The organism is Leptospira terpstrae serovar Hualin str. LT 11-33 = ATCC 700639 (assembly GCF_000332495.1).
Classification (GTDB): domain Bacteria; phylum Spirochaetota; class Leptospiria; order Leptospirales; family Leptospiraceae; genus Leptospira_A; species Leptospira_A terpstrae.
Window position 1 is genome coordinate 588,859 of record NZ_AOGW02000006.1, and the last position, 19,898, is coordinate 608,756.

The 19,898-nt window shown below is 38.4% G+C and carries 19 protein-coding genes; 13 read left to right on the forward strand and 6 right to left on the reverse strand.

The window, feature by feature from the left end; all coding sequences use genetic code 11:
• Positions 1-4 precede the first annotated feature (4 nt).
• From metG to LEP1GSC203_RS04810, 4 genes are read left to right on the forward strand one after another with little or no spacing between them, the layout of a single operon-like run.
• A complete protein-coding gene (metG, locus tag LEP1GSC203_RS04795; protein WP_002972904.1) occupies positions 5-2,044 on the forward strand; it encodes a methionine--tRNA ligase in 2,040 nt (679 codons plus the stop codon).
• A gap of 4 nt (positions 2,045-2,048) precedes the next feature.
• Entirely contained in the window at positions 2,049-3,347 is a 1,299-nt protein-coding gene (locus tag LEP1GSC203_RS04800) for an adenylate/guanylate cyclase domain-containing protein (RefSeq protein WP_002972800.1), read from the forward strand.
• Positions 3,344-3,946: a phosphoribosyl-AMP cyclohydrolase gene (locus LEP1GSC203_RS04805; protein WP_002972379.1), complete on the forward strand. Its 603-nt coding sequence runs from the start codon at positions 3,344-3,346 to the stop codon at positions 3,944-3,946. The genes LEP1GSC203_RS04800 and LEP1GSC203_RS04805 overlap by 4 nt, the downstream gene beginning before the upstream one ends.
• 2 nt (positions 3,947-3,948) lie before the next feature.
• Positions 3,949-4,305: a rhodanese-like domain-containing protein gene (locus LEP1GSC203_RS04810; RefSeq protein WP_002972216.1), complete on the forward strand. Its 357-nt coding sequence runs from the start codon at positions 3,949-3,951 to the stop codon at positions 4,303-4,305.
• 66 nt (positions 4,306-4,371) lie between these two features.
• Here LEP1GSC203_RS04810 and LEP1GSC203_RS04815 read toward each other — a convergent pair whose 3' ends face one another.
• Positions 4,372-4,845: a nuclear transport factor 2 family protein gene (locus LEP1GSC203_RS04815; protein ID WP_002972451.1), complete on the reverse strand. Its 474-nt coding sequence runs from the start codon at positions 4,843-4,845 to the stop codon at positions 4,372-4,374.
• A 51-nt stretch (positions 4,846-4,896) separates the two neighbouring features.
• Between LEP1GSC203_RS04815 and LEP1GSC203_RS04820 the strand changes: the two genes are divergently transcribed.
• Positions 4,897-5,418 carry an SRPBCC family protein gene (locus LEP1GSC203_RS04820; protein ID WP_002972571.1) on the forward strand — a complete coding sequence of 174 codons (522 nt, stop codon included), beginning with the start codon at positions 4,897-4,899 and terminating at the stop codon, positions 5,416-5,418.
• Positions 5,419-5,432: 14 nt separating this feature from the next.
• On the opposite strand, the gene LEP1GSC203_RS04825 is transcribed toward LEP1GSC203_RS04820, so the two are convergent.
• Complete coding sequence (locus LEP1GSC203_RS04825) at positions 5,433-7,310, reverse strand: alpha/beta fold hydrolase (protein ID WP_002972882.1); 1,878 nt, start codon at positions 7,308-7,310, stop codon at positions 5,433-5,435.
• Positions 7,311-7,402: 92 nt separating this feature from the next.
• Between LEP1GSC203_RS04825 and thyX the strand changes: the two genes are divergently transcribed.
• From thyX to LEP1GSC203_RS04845, 4 genes are all read left to right on the forward strand, one after another.
• A complete protein-coding gene (gene thyX / locus LEP1GSC203_RS04830; RefSeq protein WP_039937150.1) occupies positions 7,403-8,326 on the forward strand; it encodes an FAD-dependent thymidylate synthase in 924 nt (307 codons plus the stop codon).
• Positions 8,327-8,392: 66 nt separating this feature from the next.
• A complete protein-coding gene (locus LEP1GSC203_RS04835; protein WP_232225779.1) occupies positions 8,393-9,088 on the forward strand; it encodes a FecR family protein in 696 nt (231 codons plus the stop codon).
• Positions 9,085-10,482 (forward strand): hypothetical protein, encoded by a 1,398-nt coding sequence (locus tag LEP1GSC203_RS04840; RefSeq protein WP_039937154.1) that lies wholly within the window; start codon positions 9,085-9,087, stop codon positions 10,480-10,482. Before LEP1GSC203_RS04835 ends, LEP1GSC203_RS04840 begins: the two co-directional genes overlap by 4 nt.
• A 10-nt stretch (positions 10,483-10,492) precedes the next feature.
• The gene (locus LEP1GSC203_RS04845) at positions 10,493-11,788 is read left to right on the forward strand and encodes a protein-disulfide reductase DsbD family protein (protein ID WP_002972619.1); all 1,296 of its coding nucleotides are present in this window, start codon (positions 10,493-10,495) and stop codon (positions 11,786-11,788) included.
• 114 nt (positions 11,789-11,902) lie between these two features.
• Here LEP1GSC203_RS04845 and LEP1GSC203_RS04850 read toward each other — a convergent pair whose 3' ends face one another.
• Together LEP1GSC203_RS04850 and LEP1GSC203_RS04855 are read right to left on the reverse strand one after the other, a co-directional pair.
• Positions 11,903-12,844, reverse strand: coding sequence for an NAD(P)H-dependent flavin oxidoreductase (locus tag LEP1GSC203_RS04850; RefSeq protein WP_002972730.1), 942 nt, complete (start codon positions 12,842-12,844; stop codon positions 11,903-11,905).
• Between the two features lie 18 nt (positions 12,845-12,862).
• Entirely contained in the window at positions 12,863-13,159 is a 297-nt protein-coding gene (locus tag LEP1GSC203_RS04855) for a hypothetical protein (RefSeq protein ID WP_002972789.1), read from the reverse strand.
• Between the two features lie 36 nt (positions 13,160-13,195).
• Here LEP1GSC203_RS04855 and LEP1GSC203_RS04860 point away from each other — a divergent pair, with 36 nt between their 5' ends.
• Positions 13,196-15,148, forward strand: coding sequence for a PP2C family protein-serine/threonine phosphatase (locus LEP1GSC203_RS04860; protein ID WP_002972911.1), 1,953 nt, complete (start codon positions 13,196-13,198; stop codon positions 15,146-15,148).
• Positions 15,149-15,232: 84 nt separating this feature from the next.
• Here LEP1GSC203_RS04860 and LEP1GSC203_RS04865 read toward each other — a convergent pair whose 3' ends face one another.
• Together LEP1GSC203_RS04865 and LEP1GSC203_RS04870 are read right to left on the reverse strand one after the other, a co-directional pair.
• Positions 15,233-16,270 (reverse strand): zinc-binding dehydrogenase, encoded by a 1,038-nt coding sequence (locus LEP1GSC203_RS04865; RefSeq protein WP_002972586.1) that lies wholly within the window; start codon positions 16,268-16,270, stop codon positions 15,233-15,235.
• Positions 16,267-16,890, reverse strand: coding sequence for a hypothetical protein (locus tag LEP1GSC203_RS04870; protein WP_198008546.1), 624 nt, complete (start codon positions 16,888-16,890; stop codon positions 16,267-16,269). The genes LEP1GSC203_RS04865 and LEP1GSC203_RS04870 overlap by 4 nt, the downstream gene beginning before the upstream one ends.
• Before the next feature lie 82 nt (positions 16,891-16,972).
• On the opposite strand from LEP1GSC203_RS04870, the gene LEP1GSC203_RS04875 reads away from it, so the two are divergent.
• Genes LEP1GSC203_RS04875 through LEP1GSC203_RS04885 form a run of 3 tightly spaced genes read left to right on the forward strand, consistent with a single transcriptional unit; the run spans position 16,973 to position 19,898 of the window.
• Entirely contained in the window at positions 16,973-17,788 is an 816-nt protein-coding gene (locus LEP1GSC203_RS04875) for an adhesin OmpL37 family surface protein (RefSeq protein WP_002972786.1), read from the forward strand.
• 5 nt (positions 17,789-17,793) lie between these two features.
• Complete coding sequence (locus LEP1GSC203_RS04880) at positions 17,794-18,456, forward strand: rhomboid family intramembrane serine protease (RefSeq protein ID WP_002972506.1); 663 nt, start codon at positions 17,794-17,796, stop codon at positions 18,454-18,456.
• The gene (locus LEP1GSC203_RS04885) at positions 18,456-19,898 is read left to right on the forward strand and encodes an alcohol dehydrogenase catalytic domain-containing protein (RefSeq protein WP_002972559.1); all 1,443 of its coding nucleotides are present in this window, start codon (positions 18,456-18,458) and stop codon (positions 19,896-19,898) included. The genes LEP1GSC203_RS04880 and LEP1GSC203_RS04885 overlap by 1 nt, the downstream gene beginning before the upstream one ends.

Consider the following 19,898-nt stretch of genomic DNA (forward strand, 5'->3'; position numbering starts at 1 on the left):
ATCTATGTCGAAAAACATACTCGTTACAAGTGCTCTTCCCTATGCCAACGGTTCCATCCACTTAGGCCATGTTTTGGAAGCAGTCCAAACAGATATTTGGGTACGTTTCCAAAAGTTAGTTGGAAACAATTGTTATTTTTTCTGTGCCGATGACACACATGGAACTCCAATTATGATTGCTGCAAAAAAAGCAGGCAAAACTCCTGAGTCCATGATCGAAGAAGTACAGAAGGAACATTTCAAAGATTTAACTGCTTTTGGAGTTTCGTATGATAACTATTATACGACAAACTCAGAAGAAAATAAAAAATTCTCAGAATCTATCTATCTTACTTTAAAGAAAAATGGTCATATCGTAGCAAGAAACATCGAACAGTCGTACTGCGAACATGATCAAATGTTTTTACCTGACAGATTTATCAAAGGAACTTGTCCCAAATGTGGCGCCAAAGACCAATATGGTGATTCTTGCGAAGTTTGTGGAACCAGTTACTCTCCTAAAGATCTAAAGGATTCTTATTGTTCTATCTGTGGAACTAAACCGGTTCTCAAAGAATCCAAACATTTATTTTTTAAACTCCAAGACTTCCAATCACAATTACAATCTTGGATGGAAGAGGGAAGTCGCTTGAATGAAGGAGCACAGAAAAAACTAAAGGAATGGTTTACTTCTGGCCTACAAGAGTGGGATATAAGTCGCGATGGCCCTTACTTTGGATTTGCAATTCCAGAAGAAGAAAACAAATATTTTTATGTTTGGTTGGATGCACCAATTGGATACATGGCATCTGCTTTAAACTTTCTAAAAGATGAAAAAAAGTTCAATGAAATTTGGAAAGAAGGAAAAGGTAAAATTGTTCACTTCATAGGAAAAGACATTCTTTACTTTCATGGACTTTTTTGGCCAGCGATGCTTATGGGATCTGGTTACAAAACACCAGCGCAACTTAATGTACATGGATTTTTGACAGTTAACGGCGAGAAGATGTCCAAATCAAGAGGAACATTTATCAATGCATCTACATTTGCCAAGTATTTGGATGTAGAACATTTTCGCTTCTATCTTGCTTGTCGATTGGGTTCTGGAATGGAAGACGTAGATATTTCTTTTGATGATTTTGTATCTAGAGTCAATTCTGATCTCATTGGAAATTTAGTAAATTTGGTATCTCGTGTTTCGACCTCCATTCTTGATAAAATGGATCGAAAGTTAGGTGTACTTTCTGCAGAAGGAAAAATACTTGTTGAGGAACTTCTTTCAAAAGATTCAGAAATTAGAGAAGCATATGATTCGCGTAACTATTCTAAGGTGATGCGAGAAATTACTGGGCTCGGTGATAAAGTTAATAAATATGTAAATGATTATGCTCCTTGGAACCTAATCAAAACGGACGTAGAAAAAGCTAGAGAAGTAGTCACCACTTCCCTTAATTGTGCTAAGATTTTATTCACTTATATGGCGCCTGTGACTCCAGAGATTGTGAGTTCCTTAGCATCTTTATTCCAAGTCCAGAATTTAAGTTTTTTAAATTTAACTGAGACTTTGGAAAACAAAGTTCTTGGGCCATACCAAATGTTATCAAAACGCGTTGAGGAAAAAAATATTTCACTTATGATTGAAGAAACCAAAGAAGCTTTTGAAAAGGCAAATCCAGATAAAACAAAATCAGAACAAGGAAAAAAAACTGATTCTGATACAGCGACTGTTTCGGAAGACGGATACATTACCATTGATGAACTTTCCAAAGTAGAACTAAGAGTTGGTCACATTGTAGAGGCAAATCCTGTAGAAGGAGCCGACAAACTCTTGTTTGTGAAAGTAAACTTGGGAGAAAAAGGAATCAAAAATGTATTTGCCGGAATCAAAGCAAGTTACACAGCAGAAGAGTTGGTAGGTAAAAAAGTAGTAGTAGTTGCCAACTTAAAACCGCGACAAATGAAATTTGGTTTATCGGAAGCGATGTTACTTGCTTCAGGAAAAGATAAAACTTTATCTTTATTTGTTCCTGATCGTGATGCAAATCCTGGAGATCTTCTGAAATAAAACAATGGCAACAAAGTCGGAACAAATCTTACGAGAAAAGGAAATTGAAGGGATTAAATTTAGCCTCTATGGAAAAATTATTATCTTTTCGCTTCTTACGATTGGAACCTTTTTTGTTGCACAAACTTTATTTGAAATTCTAACGATAACCTCCATTTCGTTAGCTTTAAATGTAGTACTTTATATTTTATCTAAGTTTTTAAAACAAGGGAAGTTCGTTTCTTTTGTTGGATTGTTTTGTGTTGTGATTGATTTATTTATCATTACTCTCCTCCCATTTATTTGGTACAATGCTGTAGGGGGAGAATCACAAGTTCCTAGGACTTATTTAATCAAAACTTACTTACATTTTATCATTGCTGGCACTTTGATAATGAACGCATTTAGCATCCAACCGATTTACCCAATGATTTATGCTTTGGGTGTTGTGATAAGCCAAGCTGGTATTTTGGTTTATGCTCAACAAGACCCTAGGTTCGTGAGTACAGAAAGTTTTAAAGAAGCTTTTCTTGGACCTGCGGCCCATGTCAATAATTACATAATGTCCATGGGAATCATCGGTGTTTTAGGATTTTTTTTGGCTTACCTTACTTATCGTGTTAGGCGGACTGTCCTTACTGCTGTTACTAATGAAATCAAGATGACTCAACTTTCCCGCTACTTTTCTCCTAACGTTGCATACCAAATGGGGCAAGCAGGAGATGATTTTTTCAAACCAGGAGGAAAGGAATCAACTGTAGCAGTGTTATTCTGTGATATTGCAAATTTCACAAATATTTCCGAAACCCTTGGACCTGAAAAGACCATGTCTTTACTTTCCGAATACCATAGTTTTATGTTAGATGTTGTTTTTAATCACGGTGGGACACTCGATAAATTTATTGGTGATGGGATGATGGTTACTTTTGGAACACCACTTCCAGCAAAAGAGGATGCAACAAATGCTGCCAAAGCTGGTGTAGCCATGATCCAAGCATTATCTCTTTGGAATCAGAATCGCGAAAAAATGGGAGAAAAACCAGTTTCCATTCGGATTGGAATCCACTATGGAACAGTGATTGTTGGCAATGTGGGTGTGGAGAAACGCCTTGAATACACAGTGATTGGAGATACGGTCAATGCTGCCAGTAGGTTAGAATCTTTAGGCAAAGATTTGAAGAGAAACTTTTTGATTTCAAAAGAATTATATGATCAGATATCTCTCGAATTTCGACAAAATCTAAAGATCAAATCCATGGGAACATTGTCCCTACGTGGAAAAACAAAAACTACAGAAATATTATCTGTGGAGACAAGTTTATGATCCAGCTTCCTTCAGGAAAAGAAATTACAATCATTTCCAAACCTTCGTTAGAATCTAAAGATGTTACTTTACGCGTTGTTAGTTCTAAACTAGCACAAGAATTTGTTGATCATTTTGAATTTGGAAACAAACAATTATTTGTAGATTGTGATGAAGATGCTTTGTTGGAAATTGATCCTAATGTCAAAGAAGAAAGCAAACGACTGTTATGGGAGTCTGGAAATTTGAAATTCACAGCTGATGATTGGAAGTCATTTCAAGAAACCATTCCACCTCTCTCTCCGTTTCTTGCTCAAGATTTATCCGGAAAGGATTTGATGTTGGCTTGGGGGAAAAAGGAAAGTCTTTTGTCTGCAGTGGATTCAGGACTTGGTACTTACTTTAGTCGGTCGCGAAATGGGAAGTGGGTGAAAGGAGAAGAGTCAGGTCACTTGCAGAATTTATCTGCGATTTATGTACATTCTAATCCATTTTTTATACAATATGTTACAGGCCAAATCGGAGCTGCTTGCCATACTGGTTATTATTCTTGTTTTTTTCGTGAGCTTGGTCCGAAAAATACCATATCATTCGTCTATTCAAATAAAGTAGGAGCGTAATTTTGAATCGAATTGTTCTCATCATTTTAGTTGTCGTTTGTGTTATCTTTATTGTTTATAAATTAAAAACTTCATTAGGTGCAAACCAGACCCAACTAAAAGAAAAAATTGATAGTGGAGCACTCGTTGTAGATGTTCGGACTGTTGCTGAGTTTCAATCTGGGCATTTTCCAGGTGCGGTAAATATACCTGTAGACCAAGTCTCAAAACGTCTGGACGAGTTTGGTGACAAAAACCATTCGATCGTTGTCTATTGTGCTTCAGGTGGTCGCAGTGGAAGTGCCAAATCCTTTTTGGAATCTGTAGGTTTTACCGATGTGATCAATGCGGGCGGCCTTTCCAATATGCCAAACCCGTAATAGAATTCTCTGATCAGAAAAATATTGAAGTTTCTAAAGGGAAGTGGTTTCCCTTTAGAAAATAAACTACATTCTTTTTCGTTTCATATACAATTGCAATCCAGTCAAAGCTTCTTTCTTTACTTTGTTTCCGAGTGCCGGCCACCAGCCAAGTAAGTAACCAACAGGACCCATAGCCATTCCCAACCACTTCCACATCGAAAAATGATCTTTATGAATGAGAATCTTTCCGTCTTTAAACGTAAAATTTGCATGGATTTTATTTTGCACCGTTCTGCCAGTTTTACTAAAACTATAATCCGCTTCCCAATCGGCAGAACCTTTGAAATCATCCGCTTTGATATTAGAAAAACGAATGGTTAGATTTTGGCTTCGTTCGATTAACATGAGCCACATTGCTCCTGCTTCCTTTCCTTTAAGGGAACCAAAAGCAGGATCTTGGAATTCGATATCAGGATGGTAACAACCCACCATGGTTTGTCCGTCTTTGTTTTGGAAGGCTGTGTAAAACTTTTGAATCAACTGTTCATTTGCATGCATTGTGGGAAAGATTATGATTGATCAATCCCGGTCTTAGCAAGAAAAAAAGTTATGAAACGAATTGTTCTCTTTGCCTTTGGAACCAGTTTTTTGCTTATTGGGCTCGTTGTTCTTTTTTTAGCCGTCGGTTACTTTCAAGAACCAAAATTCCACTCAGAAACCAGCGAATGGTTGAAAGCCGAACCAGAAGACATTTGGAACTATATCACAGATATCAAGGACCTACCGAATCGCAGAAAAGAGGTAGTGGCGATCAAAATTTTAGAAACTAGACCAGATGGAACTCCGACAAAGTGGGAAGAAACTCCAGATATGGGTGGGTACATGATTTTTGAACTCCGCGAGTTCATTCCAAACAAACTTTGGAAAATTGAACTAACCGACACCAGTTTTAAAATGCGTGGGTCTTGGACTTATTCATTGGAACCGAAGGTCCCAGGAACAGTTGTGACGATTACGGAAGATTCCGAAATCACAAGCATTCCTGTCAGAGGAGCCTACTTCCTCGCCGGTCGTAATGCCACCCTTCAAAAAGAGATGGAACTCATCCACAACCGGTTTAGCGGGCGTTAGGGGAAAAAGTTATACTATTTTAAACCTTGGATCCATTCATTGATCCCCTTACAAATTTTACGAACGGTTTCTCCGTGAAAGATGATTCCAAGGTGGCCTTGTTCATAATAAGTGATCACCTTGTTTTCTGATTTGAGATCTTTCAGTTCCGTGAGACTTTCTTCCGGTACAATTTTATCTACCGTTCCGACAACACTATAGATAGGCATATTAAAATTATTTAGGAAGTTTTCGGTATAATTGATGCGGCCATCGTTTGACCAGAAACTTCTTTCATTAGAAATCTGGCTTTGGAAAAACTGCATAATCACAGAAACTGATTCTTCGCAAAACACGTCTTCCATAAGAAAATACCATTCAGGAGGAGTGATTTCTTTATAACCCACAAAGTCTTTGATCGTCAAAACTTTGGTTCCAATATTATAACTAAAACTTCTTAAACTGGAATGAAGGTTCAAAATCAATTTGAAGAATTTTTTTAAGTCAATGGTTTGGATAGTTGCTTGCATAGAAAAACTAGCCATACTCAAAATCATATCCGAAATCATTTTATGTGGTAACATACTGAACCCACGTTTCAGAGTATCGAGCCCAATAAAATTAGATTTCAAACTGATGTAGTTTGGGGAAGTAATGGAAACAATACCTGCAATGTATTCTTCAGGTTGTGGTAAATTGAATTCTTCTTTAAGTTCTTTGATTTTTTCATAGGAAGAAACATAAAAACGAGGAATCATTCCACCCATACTGTGACCGAGGACAACTGTCCTTTCACTTGGATAGTGCCAGCGAATCCAACGAAGAATTTCTGGAAAATCATCTTGGATGTAATTATCAACAGTCCATCCTTCTTTTTTGCCGTGTTTAGGCATGGTTTGTCTGGACCTTCCTCGCATATCCATAAGGAAAACTCGGTAACCATATTTCAGCGCCAGTTCTTTTGCGAGTTTATCCATAACTGAACGGCGGCAAAAAAATCCAGGTATGAGCAAAAGATTTTTTCCGGTATTGTTTAATTTTTCCGGAGTAAAACTTTTTAAGGAAACCGCATAACCATCAGTAGTTGGGATGATAAAAGATGCATCCATTCTATATTCAATATTGTACTGGTGAGATTTGAATATAATCGATGTGACCGGTTCTTTTTGGTCTTTGGTGGTTGTATAAAATAAGTTTCGTGAATTGGAAACTGTATCAGCCTTTTCGATATTTTTTTGAGCAATGTAATGGTCATTTCCAGATTCCATTTCTTTTGCCACTACAAACTCAATCACATCAAACAAAGAATAGAGTTGGAGAGTGAGGGGACGGATTTTGTCTTCAGGAATTGGATCTTTAGTTATCCCCCACAAAATCCCAATTGGGTTTTCATTCACAAAGAGAGGAATTCCAATCGCATGGTTCATGGTTTCTGAGAGTAAAACTTTTTTCTCAGGATGGATTTCTTCTTCTTTCAAATTAACAAAGATGACTTCCGGTCTTAGGCCTTTATTAAAATCAATGATGGACTTACGAATGAATCCTGCAGACTCGTTACGAGGATCTCCCAAATGGATGGGGCGAGATTTTTTGATGTATTCCTCAATTCCAGGAATTCTACGGCGTTCCGCAATTTCCTTTAGTTTGAAGTGTGTGGCTGTGGCCACAATTTTCATTTCATCTTGGTCAATAACTTCAAAAATTGAAAAGTTGAAAATGGGATCATCGTTGAAATCAACTAAAGAAACCATTTTATTAGTAAAGGATTGCCAAATATTTTCCAAAAACTGGAAGGTAGTTTTGGGAACCGGAAAAATATAGATTTTGTCCGGGCTCACCATGAGACTTTTATTGCTGTCCCTGGTGGAAATTTTGATCAAACGATCTTCCAGCGAATTTTCTTCAAGAGCCATTTAGCTTCCTTTCTATTGATGATGGCGATACGGTACGCTATAACTCTATTTTCGACTTTTCATATGCCTGTGAACTAAAAAATAAAGCTAATATGCAACAATCTGATTTCGAATCCATTTCAAGAGTTTCCGTTCCCGAATTAGACTCCATTCTAGGAAAACCATTCCCAATTTTGGACGATGGATTTGTCAGACTCGTTGATTACATGGGATCTGATGAATCGATCGTTCAGGCTGCACGCGTTTCGTACGGAAAAGGAACAAAAAAGGTAAATGAAGACCGAGGTCTTATTCGTTATTTAATGCGTCACCGCCACAGCACTCCTTTCGAAATGTGCGAACTCAAGCTACATGTTCGCGTTCCTATGGACACTTGGCGTCAGTGGATTCGTCACCGTATGGCAAATGTCAATGAATACTCTACGCGTTACTCCGTAGCCATTGATTCTGCCCAAACGACACTTCCGGGAGAATGGCGAGTTCAATCGGTTGGAAACAAACAAGGTAGTGATGGATATTTAGAATTATCCAAAGGTGACCACCTAACGAAAAAAGAAACAGAATTCCAGAAGTTTGCTTCAGATATTTATAATGAAAGATTAGAGATGGGTGTTGCTCGTGAACAAGCAAGAAAAGACTTACCACTTGCAACCTATACAGAAGCCTATTGGAAGGTGGATCTTCACAATTTACTCCACTTTTTGGCACTTCGAATGGATGACCATGCGCAATTAGAAATACGTCTTTTTGCAAAAACAATTGGAGAACAAATTGTACAAAAATGGGTTCCGAATGCTTGGGAAGCATTTGTCGACTATCGATTAAATGCACTCAACCTAACCAAATATGATACCCAAATCATTCATGCTTTTAATACTTCCGGTAAAGAGGGAGCAAAGAAGAAAGCAATCGAACTCGGATTATTGGATGCCGAAGGAACCACAGCGAAAAAAAGCCGAGAACGTGAGGAATTGGAATCCAAATTAAAAGATATGGGATTTTCCATTCCATGGTAATTTAAGCTACAACCGAATTTATAAATTCGGTTGATAATTTTTTTCCTTCTGTTTGTTAGAGAGATTATGAGCCTCAGAATCTTTCTAACCCTCTCTTCCTTAATTATGATCAGTGTTTCCCTTTCGGCGGATGAATTTGCTGTGGCAACTTTTACCCGCGGTAAGGTGAGTTTTCTTTCTTCTACTGACTCCTCCAAACTTTGGAAGACTCTCAAAGTAAACGATATCTTAAAACCTGGTGATAGAATCAAAACCGGTAACGGATCCAAAGTAGATTTTTTATACCAAGAAACCGAAATTCGAATCCAACCTAACACGGATTTTACACTGAAAGAATGGAATACTGAAAATAAAGTGGCAAAAGCCTATGTGGAAAAAGGGGCGGCTTGGTTTCGGGTCAGTAACTTTAAAAAAGGAAGTTTTGAAGTTTCTACTCCTACTACAACGGCAGGTGTAAGAGGGACAGCCTTCGGTGTGTTTTACGAAGAAAAAGAAAAGAAAGGATACACTTGTGTTTGCGAAGGTAAAGTCAATATCAATGGATCGGATTTTTCTAAAGGAAGTGGTGGAGCATTAAAAATGGGAGCCACAGATTTAGAAAAAAATGATTACAAAGATTTAATCACAAAAGAAGGTGCTACCATTCAGTTTAGAGAAAAACGAAAAGAGATCTCCATGTTGTCTCGTTGCCTTCCTTGTCACAAACCAGTTGGTTGGGAAGATACTAGTTTTACTCCGGACGAAACTTACGGTAAAAAGTGAAATTATATTTCCGATTCATTGTACTTTTATGCTTCTTCGCTTATCCTTTGTTAGGTGAAGAAGTTGTTACTACGAAAAAAGACGAACCTGATGGCTATTACGGACTCAAACTTGGTGCCATCTTAACCCCCACAGCTTCCTACCGAATTCGAGACAAAGCCTCCGGGACAACCGACCTTACCCCCTCCGATAAAGCAGGTTTTTCTCTTCCATGGACAATGATCACGATGTCCAAAGAATGGGAAAATACAGGAATGAAGGCTGAATTTTGGGGAGAAATCCTTCGCAATGATGCCCTTACCAATGACACTTTAGCGGGAACTGGGAACAAATCTAATCCTTATGTATTTTTGGTTAGGCGAGCAAACCTTGCTAAATCTTTTGAACTAGGAAATACAAAACACCAAATTCAGTTTGGTATGTTTGAACTGCCTCATATGTTTTCCGTTTGGTCAGGAAACTATGATTGGCGTTACTTTGATAAATCGCCATTAGAGTCCATGGGTTTTGCAAAAGATCCCGTGGATCTTGGAATTAATTATATACTTCGTTGGAATTCTTTTTCTGTTCAAACTGCAATTGTAAACGGAGAAGGTTACCGAAATACTCAGAATACAACAAACACTGGTTATGATGTCATTGGAAAACTAGGTTGGGAGCCAACCTGGTCAGAAAATTTAAAAACAGGAATTCATCTTTTAGGAAGAGCATCGAATGCTTTAGGTTATGCGAGTGATGAATGCCGTGAAGGTAAAACAAGTTGCCTTGCTAGCGATGGAAATCCAGCGACTAGAAAACAGGGAAGTGTTTCTCTCAACCAAGAACAAGTGGTTGCTGTTGAATCTCACCTAGTTTGGAAAGAAATACTCAATTTGGGCTTGGGTGGAATGGCCAAAAAACATTTGGGTGGGGAAATCGTAGACCGATTGGCTCCTTACCAACCTGCTACGAAAGTTGCTGAATCTACGGGACGAGGAGCCTATGCTTGGGCTGGTCTTGGAAATGGAATTCTTCGGCTTGTGGTTCGCGGAGAAATTGCCACTGGGGGTCCTGCCACTGGTTTACGAGCTACAGAAACTGTGGAAAAGGAACCATGGCTTCGGTTCAAACCGGGAACTACGGATCCTGCTTATTCAGACCAGTCTTATTATATCACTCGCCAAATCTTTGGGGAATGGTTTCTAACCCCTTCGGCAAGATTGGCACTGGGATACACTGAGGTTCGCTCCTTTGATACTAGAGGTGAACCAAATAAATGGTATGTAGACAGTACCGGGGAGGCATCAAATCGTGTCGAATATATAGAACAGTTTTCAAAACCTATCTCGCATCCGATCTCTGAATACGGAAGATTGGATCGAAGTATTGTTTTGAAAGCCACAGCTACGTTCTAAGACAGAGTGTATGGTATCTGAAATCCAAGCCTTTATTGAATCCCAATTGTCTTCTGGCTCTTTTTCGTTTTTAAGTATTTTCTTTTTAGCCCTAGGTGGACTTCTCGCCGGTCTTTTGCCCTGTGTGTATCCGTTGTATCCCATCACAGCGGGAATTCTAAAATCTCGTGTGTCTAAACACAAATGGTCACATCCTTTGGTTTATTATATTGGTCTTGCCACTATGTATGCAGTTTTTGGTCTGATTGCAGGCCTTAGCGGAGGGGCATTCAATTCTTTTTTACGTTACCCAGAAACGCAATTGGTACTCGCTATTTTACTTTTTATCTTGGGACTCAGTGTCGCGGAGTTTTTATACTTTCCTTTTTTCTCTGGGGATTTGCGAAATTCAGTAAATGTTAGTTATGCGAATACATTTTTTCTTGGTATTGGAGCGGGGCTTCTTTCATCGCCTTGTGTAGGGCCAGTAGTAGTTTCTATTCTTGTCCAACTCATTACGTACCAAACGGAAGGAATTCGTATTGTTCCAATTCTTTTTACTTCTTTAAAAATGTTTGTTTTTGGTTTGGGACTGGGAATTCCTTTTTTGCTCATTGGAGTTTTTGGATTTGCCTTACCGAAATCTGGTAAGTGGATGAAGTCAGTACAGTGGATTCTTGCACTGCTCATTCTATACTTTTCCTATACTTATCTAGAAAAGGCATTTGTCCTCTGGGGTTACGATTCTGGTTTGTCTGCAAAAGTATTTTTAATTTGGAGTTTGGCATTAACCTTTCTCTACTTACAAAAGAAAGAAGGCCTTCCTTGCGAAAGGATGAAACTATCTTTGTTTCAATTGGGTGCTTATAGCTCGCTCGTGGTTCTAGTTCTACTTTTACAATCTGCCATTTTTAAATTTCAGACAGCTATCGGGGAATCAGATCCAGGGTCAAATTCAGTTCCAATGGAAGTTCATGGAAATCTAGAATGGCACCGATCGAAAACAGAAGTGTTCCGACTCGCAAAGGAAACAGGTAAACCGATATTTATCGATTTTTATGCAGACTGGTGTACAAACTGTAAAGAGTTTCAAAAACTAACCCTAACGAATAAAGAATGGAATGAAACTTTCAAAAAGAATACAATTCTTTGGAAAGTTTACGATACCGATCCTATCTTTGAAGAATTTGCTAACGACCCGAATTATCCTGAATTAAAAATCGGTTTGCCTTTCTTTTTAATCCTTAATGCAGACGGTAAGATGATTTATAAATCGAATGATTATTTAGATACCAAAGGAATGATCGAAGCGATTCGGAAACTATAGGTTTTTAATACTTTTTTGATGTGTAAAATTGAATATACTTAGAAAATTCAAATTTTATTTAAGTAAATTTTTTGCAATGCGATCCGGCGAAATACCGATTCGCATTGCGCTTGTTTAACGAGGCAAATTGTTGACTGTTGCCAAGTATTCATTCGCGATTTCTTTTACGATTTCTCCGGCCGGTTTCACTTCATGGATTTGAGCCACACCTTGGCCTGCAGACCAAATATCTCTCCAACGTTTGTATTCCTGTTCGATGGCTTTTTCTCCCCCGGCATGACCAGCGGCAATTTTTTTCGGGCCGTCTTCTAAAATTTCTGGGGAACGTTCCACCGATTTTGCTAACCAGTTTGCTGGAATTCCTGAAATTTTTTCAGTATAAACGATTTCGTCCGGACTTGAGTCAATTAACATTTGTTTGTATTCGTTTTGTGCCCTTGACTCTGGTGTTGCAATGAAACGAGTTCCAATATAAACTGCATCTGCACCTAAAGACAATGCTGCGGCCATTTGGGAACCGGTAGAAATGGCACCTGCAGCAATGACCGGCAAACCAACTTCTTTTTTTAGATAAGGAATTAAAGCAAACGGTGTAATTGCACCGGCATGACCACCGGCCCCTTGGGAAACGGCAATGAGAGCATCTGCTCCTGACTTTGCTACTATGTTTGCATGTTTTAATGTGGTCACATCGCAAAACAAAGTGGATCCATTAGATTTGATTTCTTTTGCAATGGTTCTTGGAGTTCCCAGACTTGTAATGATAAGTTCTACTTTTAAATCCATAACCACTTCAAATTGTTTCGCCCAATTGGGGTTATGTTCCTTGTGAAGGATCAAATTGACACCAATTGGTTTTTTGGTTTTGGAACGAATTTCCAGAATTCCTTCGTGTAACTGTTCGGGTGTTCTATAGTTTAAAGAAGGAAAACAGCCAATTCCGCCTGCTTCGGAGACCGCGACCACTAACTCCGGATAGGAGACGAGGAACATGGGAGCTGCGATGATCGGTAGATCAATTTTCAACATTTCACTGATTTTTGTTTTGATTTTCATAAATCTCCTGTTATACGATTATGGTTGAGTCGGTTTTGGGATCAGATTTGGTAATTCAGCGGGATATCTTCCAGTTCTTGGAATACAACTCATCGCAAAACCTTGGATAATGTAACAGATGGAATCTTGTGAGATACACTTAAGTGATTTCTGGTATTCTTGTCCGTCAATTTCCGTGGCGATGGAATAACATTCCATTTTGTCTTCCACGAATCGTTCTTGGGCGGTTTTCTCTTCTTGGGCCATTAGCGCAGTAAGAGACAATAATAGTAGGGGAAGTAGGTAAAAAAATGATAGGAATCGATTGCGATTCATTGAACTTAATCCTGCTTATCCTATAGGAATAAAAATTTGAAAGAAGTCAAACCATATAAATCGATCCATACTTTCTTACGGATCGTTCTTTATTTAGGGTTTGTAGTTTTATTTTGCGGGTGTTTGGATTTACATTCGGAAGTTACACCTGACCGCCAATTCCAACAGTCTGTTTATCTTTTGGATCGATACTTTTTTTGGTCGTCTGAGGAATTAAAAGACCCTCATTCGATTCCAGAAAACGTATGGAAAAAAATGGATTCGAATCAGTTGGGATTTGAATCAATAGAAAATCAATATTTATATATTAAGTTTAGTGATCAGTTTGTAAGGCAACTCAAAAGTCCTGTTCTCTATGCAGAAATAGCATTGGAACAATTTAAAATTTTTCAAGGGAATGACCTGGTTTTTGAATCAAAACTTAAAGATCATATTTTCCCTTATATCATTCCATTAAATCAAAACCCATCTGGTTCACTCATCATCCAATTCCAATCGCGGTATCGTGGTTTTATCGGAATGGATCGCGACGTTTATTTGAAAGACCATTCTATGGCATTGGTGGATTTGTTTTTAGATAATTTTTCAGAAACATTCTTCGCTCCCATTTTACTTGTGCTTTCCACAATTTTCCTTGGCTTTTATTTTCTTAGAAAAAGAGAAATTATCTTTTTGAATTTCTCAATACTTTTGTTTTCTGCATCTCTCATCGAAGCATTCAATGGTTTTGTTGGTTTTTCGCTCACACAGTTTTCCTATATTGTTGTTCCTCTTACTTATTTCAATATTGCATTTTTTCCTTTTGCACTTTTGCTTTTTTTAATTGGGATTTTCCCTCCATTTTTTCGAAATTTATTCAAGATACTCGCAAGCATACATCTCATCGTTTTTTTAGTATCCATTCTTAGTAATTATGAAGATGGAATTTCTTTTCTCAATAGCGAAGACGATTACAATTGGGTGATTGTATTAGAAGCAATTGGAGCCATTTTTTCTTCTGTTTATGTTCTGATTAAAGGAAACAATAATCTTCGAGCGATAACCTTGGGACTCCTCATCATTGTGTTTGCAGGACTACATGATATTTTGGTCGATCTTGAGTTCTTTCGACATGGGCATAGGGTCATTCATTATGGATTTTTTTTAATGTTAGCTTTGTTTGGATTTTATGTTTTCAAACATTATTGGCAGCTCTTACATTCAATCAACAGAATGAACGCCGAATTAAGGACGAAAAATAAAGAGTTACAAAGGTTAATTCAAATAGACAAGGATTTGGCTCTTGCTCATGCATTGCAAAAATCATTGTTATCATCTAAGTACAATGAAGATGAAAAAATTCGGATCATTGGTTTTTCGCAAAACTTAGAGTCTGTGGGCGGTGATTATTTTGACCATACCAAAGATAGTATGGGGAATTGGGCCATACTTATGGCAGATGTTTCTGGTCATGGAATTTCTTCTGCCATGGTGGCTGCTATGTCAAAGATGGCATTTGTTGGTGCTGGTCCTTATTTACAATTCCCATCACGTGTGTTTCATTTGATGAACAGGCATTTGGTAGGAAAAACAAAAAATCTATTTATTACCGCCTCATATGTATTTATCGATACCGAATCTTATACAGCTACATTCAGTAATGCAGGTCATCCAGGTTTTTTTCTCATTAGAAATTCAGAACCAGATGTCATTTATTTAAACGCGAAAGGAAAACCATTGGGTTTATTTTCGCATTTGCCTTTTGCAGAGGAAATGGTGAAACTAAAGCCAGGAGATAGGATCTTACTCTACACTGATGGAATATTCGATCTACTCAATGAGGAAGGTGAAAGTTTCGGGGAAGAAAGACTCAAATCATTGTTATGGGACAATCGGTATCAAAAATTTCAAGAATTGGCAACAATAGTACAAGACTCACTCTTTCGGTTTTCTTCGGGATGGAAATACCAAATGGACGATTTGAGTTTCTTATTAGTAGAAATTAAATAGAATCAATTTTAAATTCAAAATTTGAGACCATAACGCTATCATTTTGGAATCTGATCTATAACCTAATGAAATTAAATTTAGAAACTATAATTCTGGATTGATGATGAATCGAATGGGATTTCCCTTTTTCTCTTCCAAGGCATGTAAAAACTCATTTGTTTCTTCTAACTTATGAACACCACTAATTGATTTCGTTAAACTTAGCTTTTTGTCTTTATAGAGTTGGATGAGTTCAGGAATTGCCCTTCTATCAGAACCATAGGATCCTGTGATTCTAATTTGTCGTTCGATAAGAAAAAAGGGCATAGGTATTTCTAATTTGTTTCTGCCTATTCCAACAAGGACAATTCGTCCACCACGACTCATGGCTCGAACCGAATTTTCTATATTGGGCATATAACCAGAAAAGTCACATAACAAGTCAATACCGCCAGATTTTTCTTTTAAAACTTTGCCGACTTGCATGTTTTTTTCAACTAAGATGAGTTCGTCGGCTCCATAGGCTTTTGCATTTTCTAAGGAACCGCTGTCAATGTCGACTGCAAAGATTCGACCTGCACCTAAAGCTTTGGCAATGGCAACCGCATGGATTCCGAGACCTCCGCAACCAATGATGGCTACTGTATCACCTGGTTTGATTTCCCCTTGGTATTTGACAGCATGGTAGGGTGTGGAGACGGCATCAGCAAGAATGGCTCCTTCGGTAAATGGAATTTCATCAGGCAATTGGTGTAAGTATCGTTCTTCGATTTGTAAGTATTCGGCAAATCCACCACGTTGGTTGAATCCAAGAACTCCGATTTCTTCGCAAAGGTTTTCCCGACCCGCCAAACAGTGTTTACATTTTCCACAAGAAGTCCCGGCGCTAACAACCACCCGGTCTCCTTTTTTGAATTTTGTAACCTCTTCTCCAATTTCTTCAACAACACCAGAAGTTTCATGTCCGGGGACACAAGGAGTATAACTGGCTTTCATTTTTCCATGGAGAACTAAGTGGATGTCTGACCCACAAATTCCACAGGCTTTGACTTTGATTTTTACTTGGTTGGGTAAAAGTGTGGGAAGATCTAAATCTTGAATTTCAAGAGATCTTGAGCCTTGGGGAAGTACAGCTGCTTTCATTGAAAGATTCCATCTAACTCCGTCAACATGTCGCTTGCATCCGTTTCATTGAGTTGTTCTAACGTTACTTCGATTGTATCAGTGAGATAGTATTTAAAATTTTTATATGTGGATAAAAACTCTTTTAGTTTTTCTTTTTCATCATCGGAAAGTCGATTTTCCATATTGAGTTTGCATAAGGCAAGAACAGCGAATGCAGATTTTAATTCATCAGAATTAGAAGCTATGGTAAAAAGTTCGCGAATATCAAGTTCAGCAAAAGTGGGAAGCAAATCTGAAATGAGTTCCATGGCACCAATGGGAATGGCACGGTCGAGTGATTTGACATAATTCAGTAACACTCGGTAACTTTTGGAATCACCCACGTAGGACAGAAGATAAACCATACCTGACAATAATGATTTATGGTATCCCCAACTCAGTCGACCAGAGTCGGCTTCCCTAATGATTTGGTAGATCATAGTCCAGGTGTTTTTATCACCATCAGCAGCTAATTTCATCAAATCCAAAAGACGCGATTCCCAGACTGGTTGGTCCATTTCGGATTTAAGGAGGTCAATGGCTTCCAAAGGGGAAGTTGGTAGTGATCCTAACTTTTGCACAGGTTCCTCTCTCGACATAATACTAGAATATGAGACGTAAATGTCTTTTCTTTTTTATCATGCTAATGTTTTCTGCGTACGACCGAAACTATTTCCATAGATGAAACGTTTTTCGGTAATAGTACTGCTCTTTCTGACAGCAATCGGAGAGATGACACCGGATCAGTCCAGTTCCAAAGCAACCCAGTTAATCCGTGTTAGCTATGGACTTAAGGACAACTACGAGTTTCTACGCATTTTAAATTCTACAATTAGCAATCGAGGAACAGAAGACCAAAAAAAATATTTCAAACGTTGCGTACAACACCATATAGAATCGGAAATTCTTCATTTACAAATGGATTTGGGACGTTCTTATGCAGAACTTAGAAGGACACAAGGATTACTCATCCAACTTTATATCTATGTTTTAGAAGATGAAATTGAAGAATTGGAAATAGAATTGGGTCGTCTTGCGAGACTTGCCAATGGCAAAGAAAAAACAGAAACTAAATCCTACCTACGTTTAGGATATCGTGAAATTGCTGTTGCAAAACAGAAGTTAATCATTGGAAAAAACATTCGACCTTATTTGTATTTAATGAAACTCCAAGAGTTGGCTTATTCCTTGAAGTCTCTCAAACAAGCGGAAAAGTACATTGTGCTTCTTGGACTTTTACATGATTCCATTGACGAATTTGATAAAGAAAGCCGGACCTTTGAAGAGATGGTTCATGAAGTAAACAGAATCATTTTTTCTGATCGTGAAAAGTATTTACGTTTGCTTTACGATAGCCATTTTGATTCTTATGGGGCATTGGATTATTATGAGCTTATCTGGAAGCAGCCTGATTTACATGAATTGGCTGCAGGGATTCCCGGTTTTGATCCCGCTTACGTAAGAAACCCAGAAGAAGCAGTTCCACCCACATTTTAATAGTTATGCGATCATTTATTTGGGAATTCCCACTCACTGCCGGTTTTTCGTTATTTCTTTTTTTGTTATACCCAATTGTTTCTATTTTTTTTCCCGATTTGATTGGGCCGTATTTTATCGCAACTCCAGGGGAATTAGAACCAATCAATTGGATTTTATCTACTTTTTTCCATGGATCGGGGGCTCACCTTCTCTCTAATTTATTTTTTCTCCTACTTCTGGGAAGAGTAGTAGAAAACCGAGTTGGTAAAGGGAAATGGCTACTTTTTTATTTTATGGCAGGTATACTTTCCGTGTTAGGCGATGGAATTGTAAGGGGTCTAATTTTGGGAGATAGAACCCCCATTGTAGGAGCTAGTGGTGCAATTTCTGGGTTAGCATCTGCGGCCACATTACTTTCCCCTTTTCGTTTCCCCATCTCAAAAACAAAATCCATTCCCTTTCCCGTTTTTCTATTTGGTTGGATGATGGTTTATTCAGATGTTACTAATTTGTTCGCACGCGACCAAGTGGCACACTGGGCACATCTTGGAGGATTTTTTTCCGTCTTTGTTACTAGTTACTTGCTTGGTGATAAAGAGAGGCGAGAAATCAGACAGGGCTTTCTTTTGAACTTTACCTTTTTTACATTGACTATCATTCTTCTATTTTTTATCAACAATAGGTAATGAACTTAAAATTCCGAGCGAAGGATTACACATCCGATGACTCGTTTGAATCAGCAGAATACGAGTATTTTGGCAATGAAAAAGAAGGTTGGGAGATTTCACGTAACGGAAGTCCCTACCTCCATCTAGGACCTGGTTATATCCCTCTCAAAACCATATCCTGCGGTGTTTGTTCCACTGACATTGACCGACGTTTTTTACCATTCCCTCTCCCACAGATCATTGGGCATGAAGTTCTTGCCGAAGGACTTGGTGAGAACCAAGGCAAACAGTATGTTGTCGAAATCAATGATACCTTTGAAGCACGCGGAGACAAAAACCAAGACGCTTTTTGTAACGAAGGAATCCCAACCCATTCCCCAGAAAGAAGGGTGCTCGGGATTGACCGGCTTCCTGGAGGTTTCGGTCCTTATATTTTAGCACCGATCCACGCAGCAATTTCCCTAGAAGGAGTTTCACCAAAAGCTGCGGTTCTTATGGAACCATTTGCTGCTGCCTTACAGGCGATCCTTGCTTCCCCTCCGAAACCGGGAGATCATGTGGCAGTTCTTGGACCACGAAGATTGGGAAGTTTAATTTTAGCGGCACTTGCCTCTTATCGAAAAACAAACCAATCAGATTTTCGCATAACTGCGATCACTCGCCATGATCATTTAGTGACTTTATCCAAAGCTATGGGTGCAGACGAAGTCGTAGACCTACGAAAAACTGACTTGAGTTTATTAAAAAACCAATTTGATATTGTTTACGATACAACTTCCACAGCGTCTGGTTTTGAATCTGCCTTACAAATAACCAAACGCGAAGTCCATCTCAAAACGACTAATGGACAAGTGATGGCAGGGATCGCCCACTTAACTGAGCTTGTGGTAGATGAACTTTCTATCCTTCCTTATTCAGAAGCAAATACATCGTTTCACTGGCAAAAGGAAACCCGCAAAAACCAGAATGTATTTGTGTTTAGCGGTGTATCGGAAATCATCAAAGAAAATTTAAAAAAACAATTCACAGTATTTGAAGGAAATTCTTTGGAAGCGGAAACTTTTTTAAACTCCGATGCATTTTCCAATCGAGTTCCTCGTTTTGACTTTGTTGTTGTATCCAATCCTGAAGAGTTGAGCCTTGCTATCCGACCCAATCCGAAGAACGAAAATTCTTTGGTTCGCCCGAGAGGAGCGATCCTAGTGGACTGTAATCAAACCAAAAATTGGCCAGAAAACGCTAGTTTGGTCGGTACTTTTTTTTCCGCTGGAAAAGAAATTCATAGTTCACGCTGCGGAGATTTTCATATGGCAATCTCTTTACTTCGTGATAATCCAGAGATTACTCATGCACTGGAGACAAACTTAATTTCTCATCGGTTTTCTTCTGACCAATTGGAATTAGCGTATGCGACTGCAAAAGATCCCTCTAGTGTTAAGGTAGTGGTTGATTTTAAATAA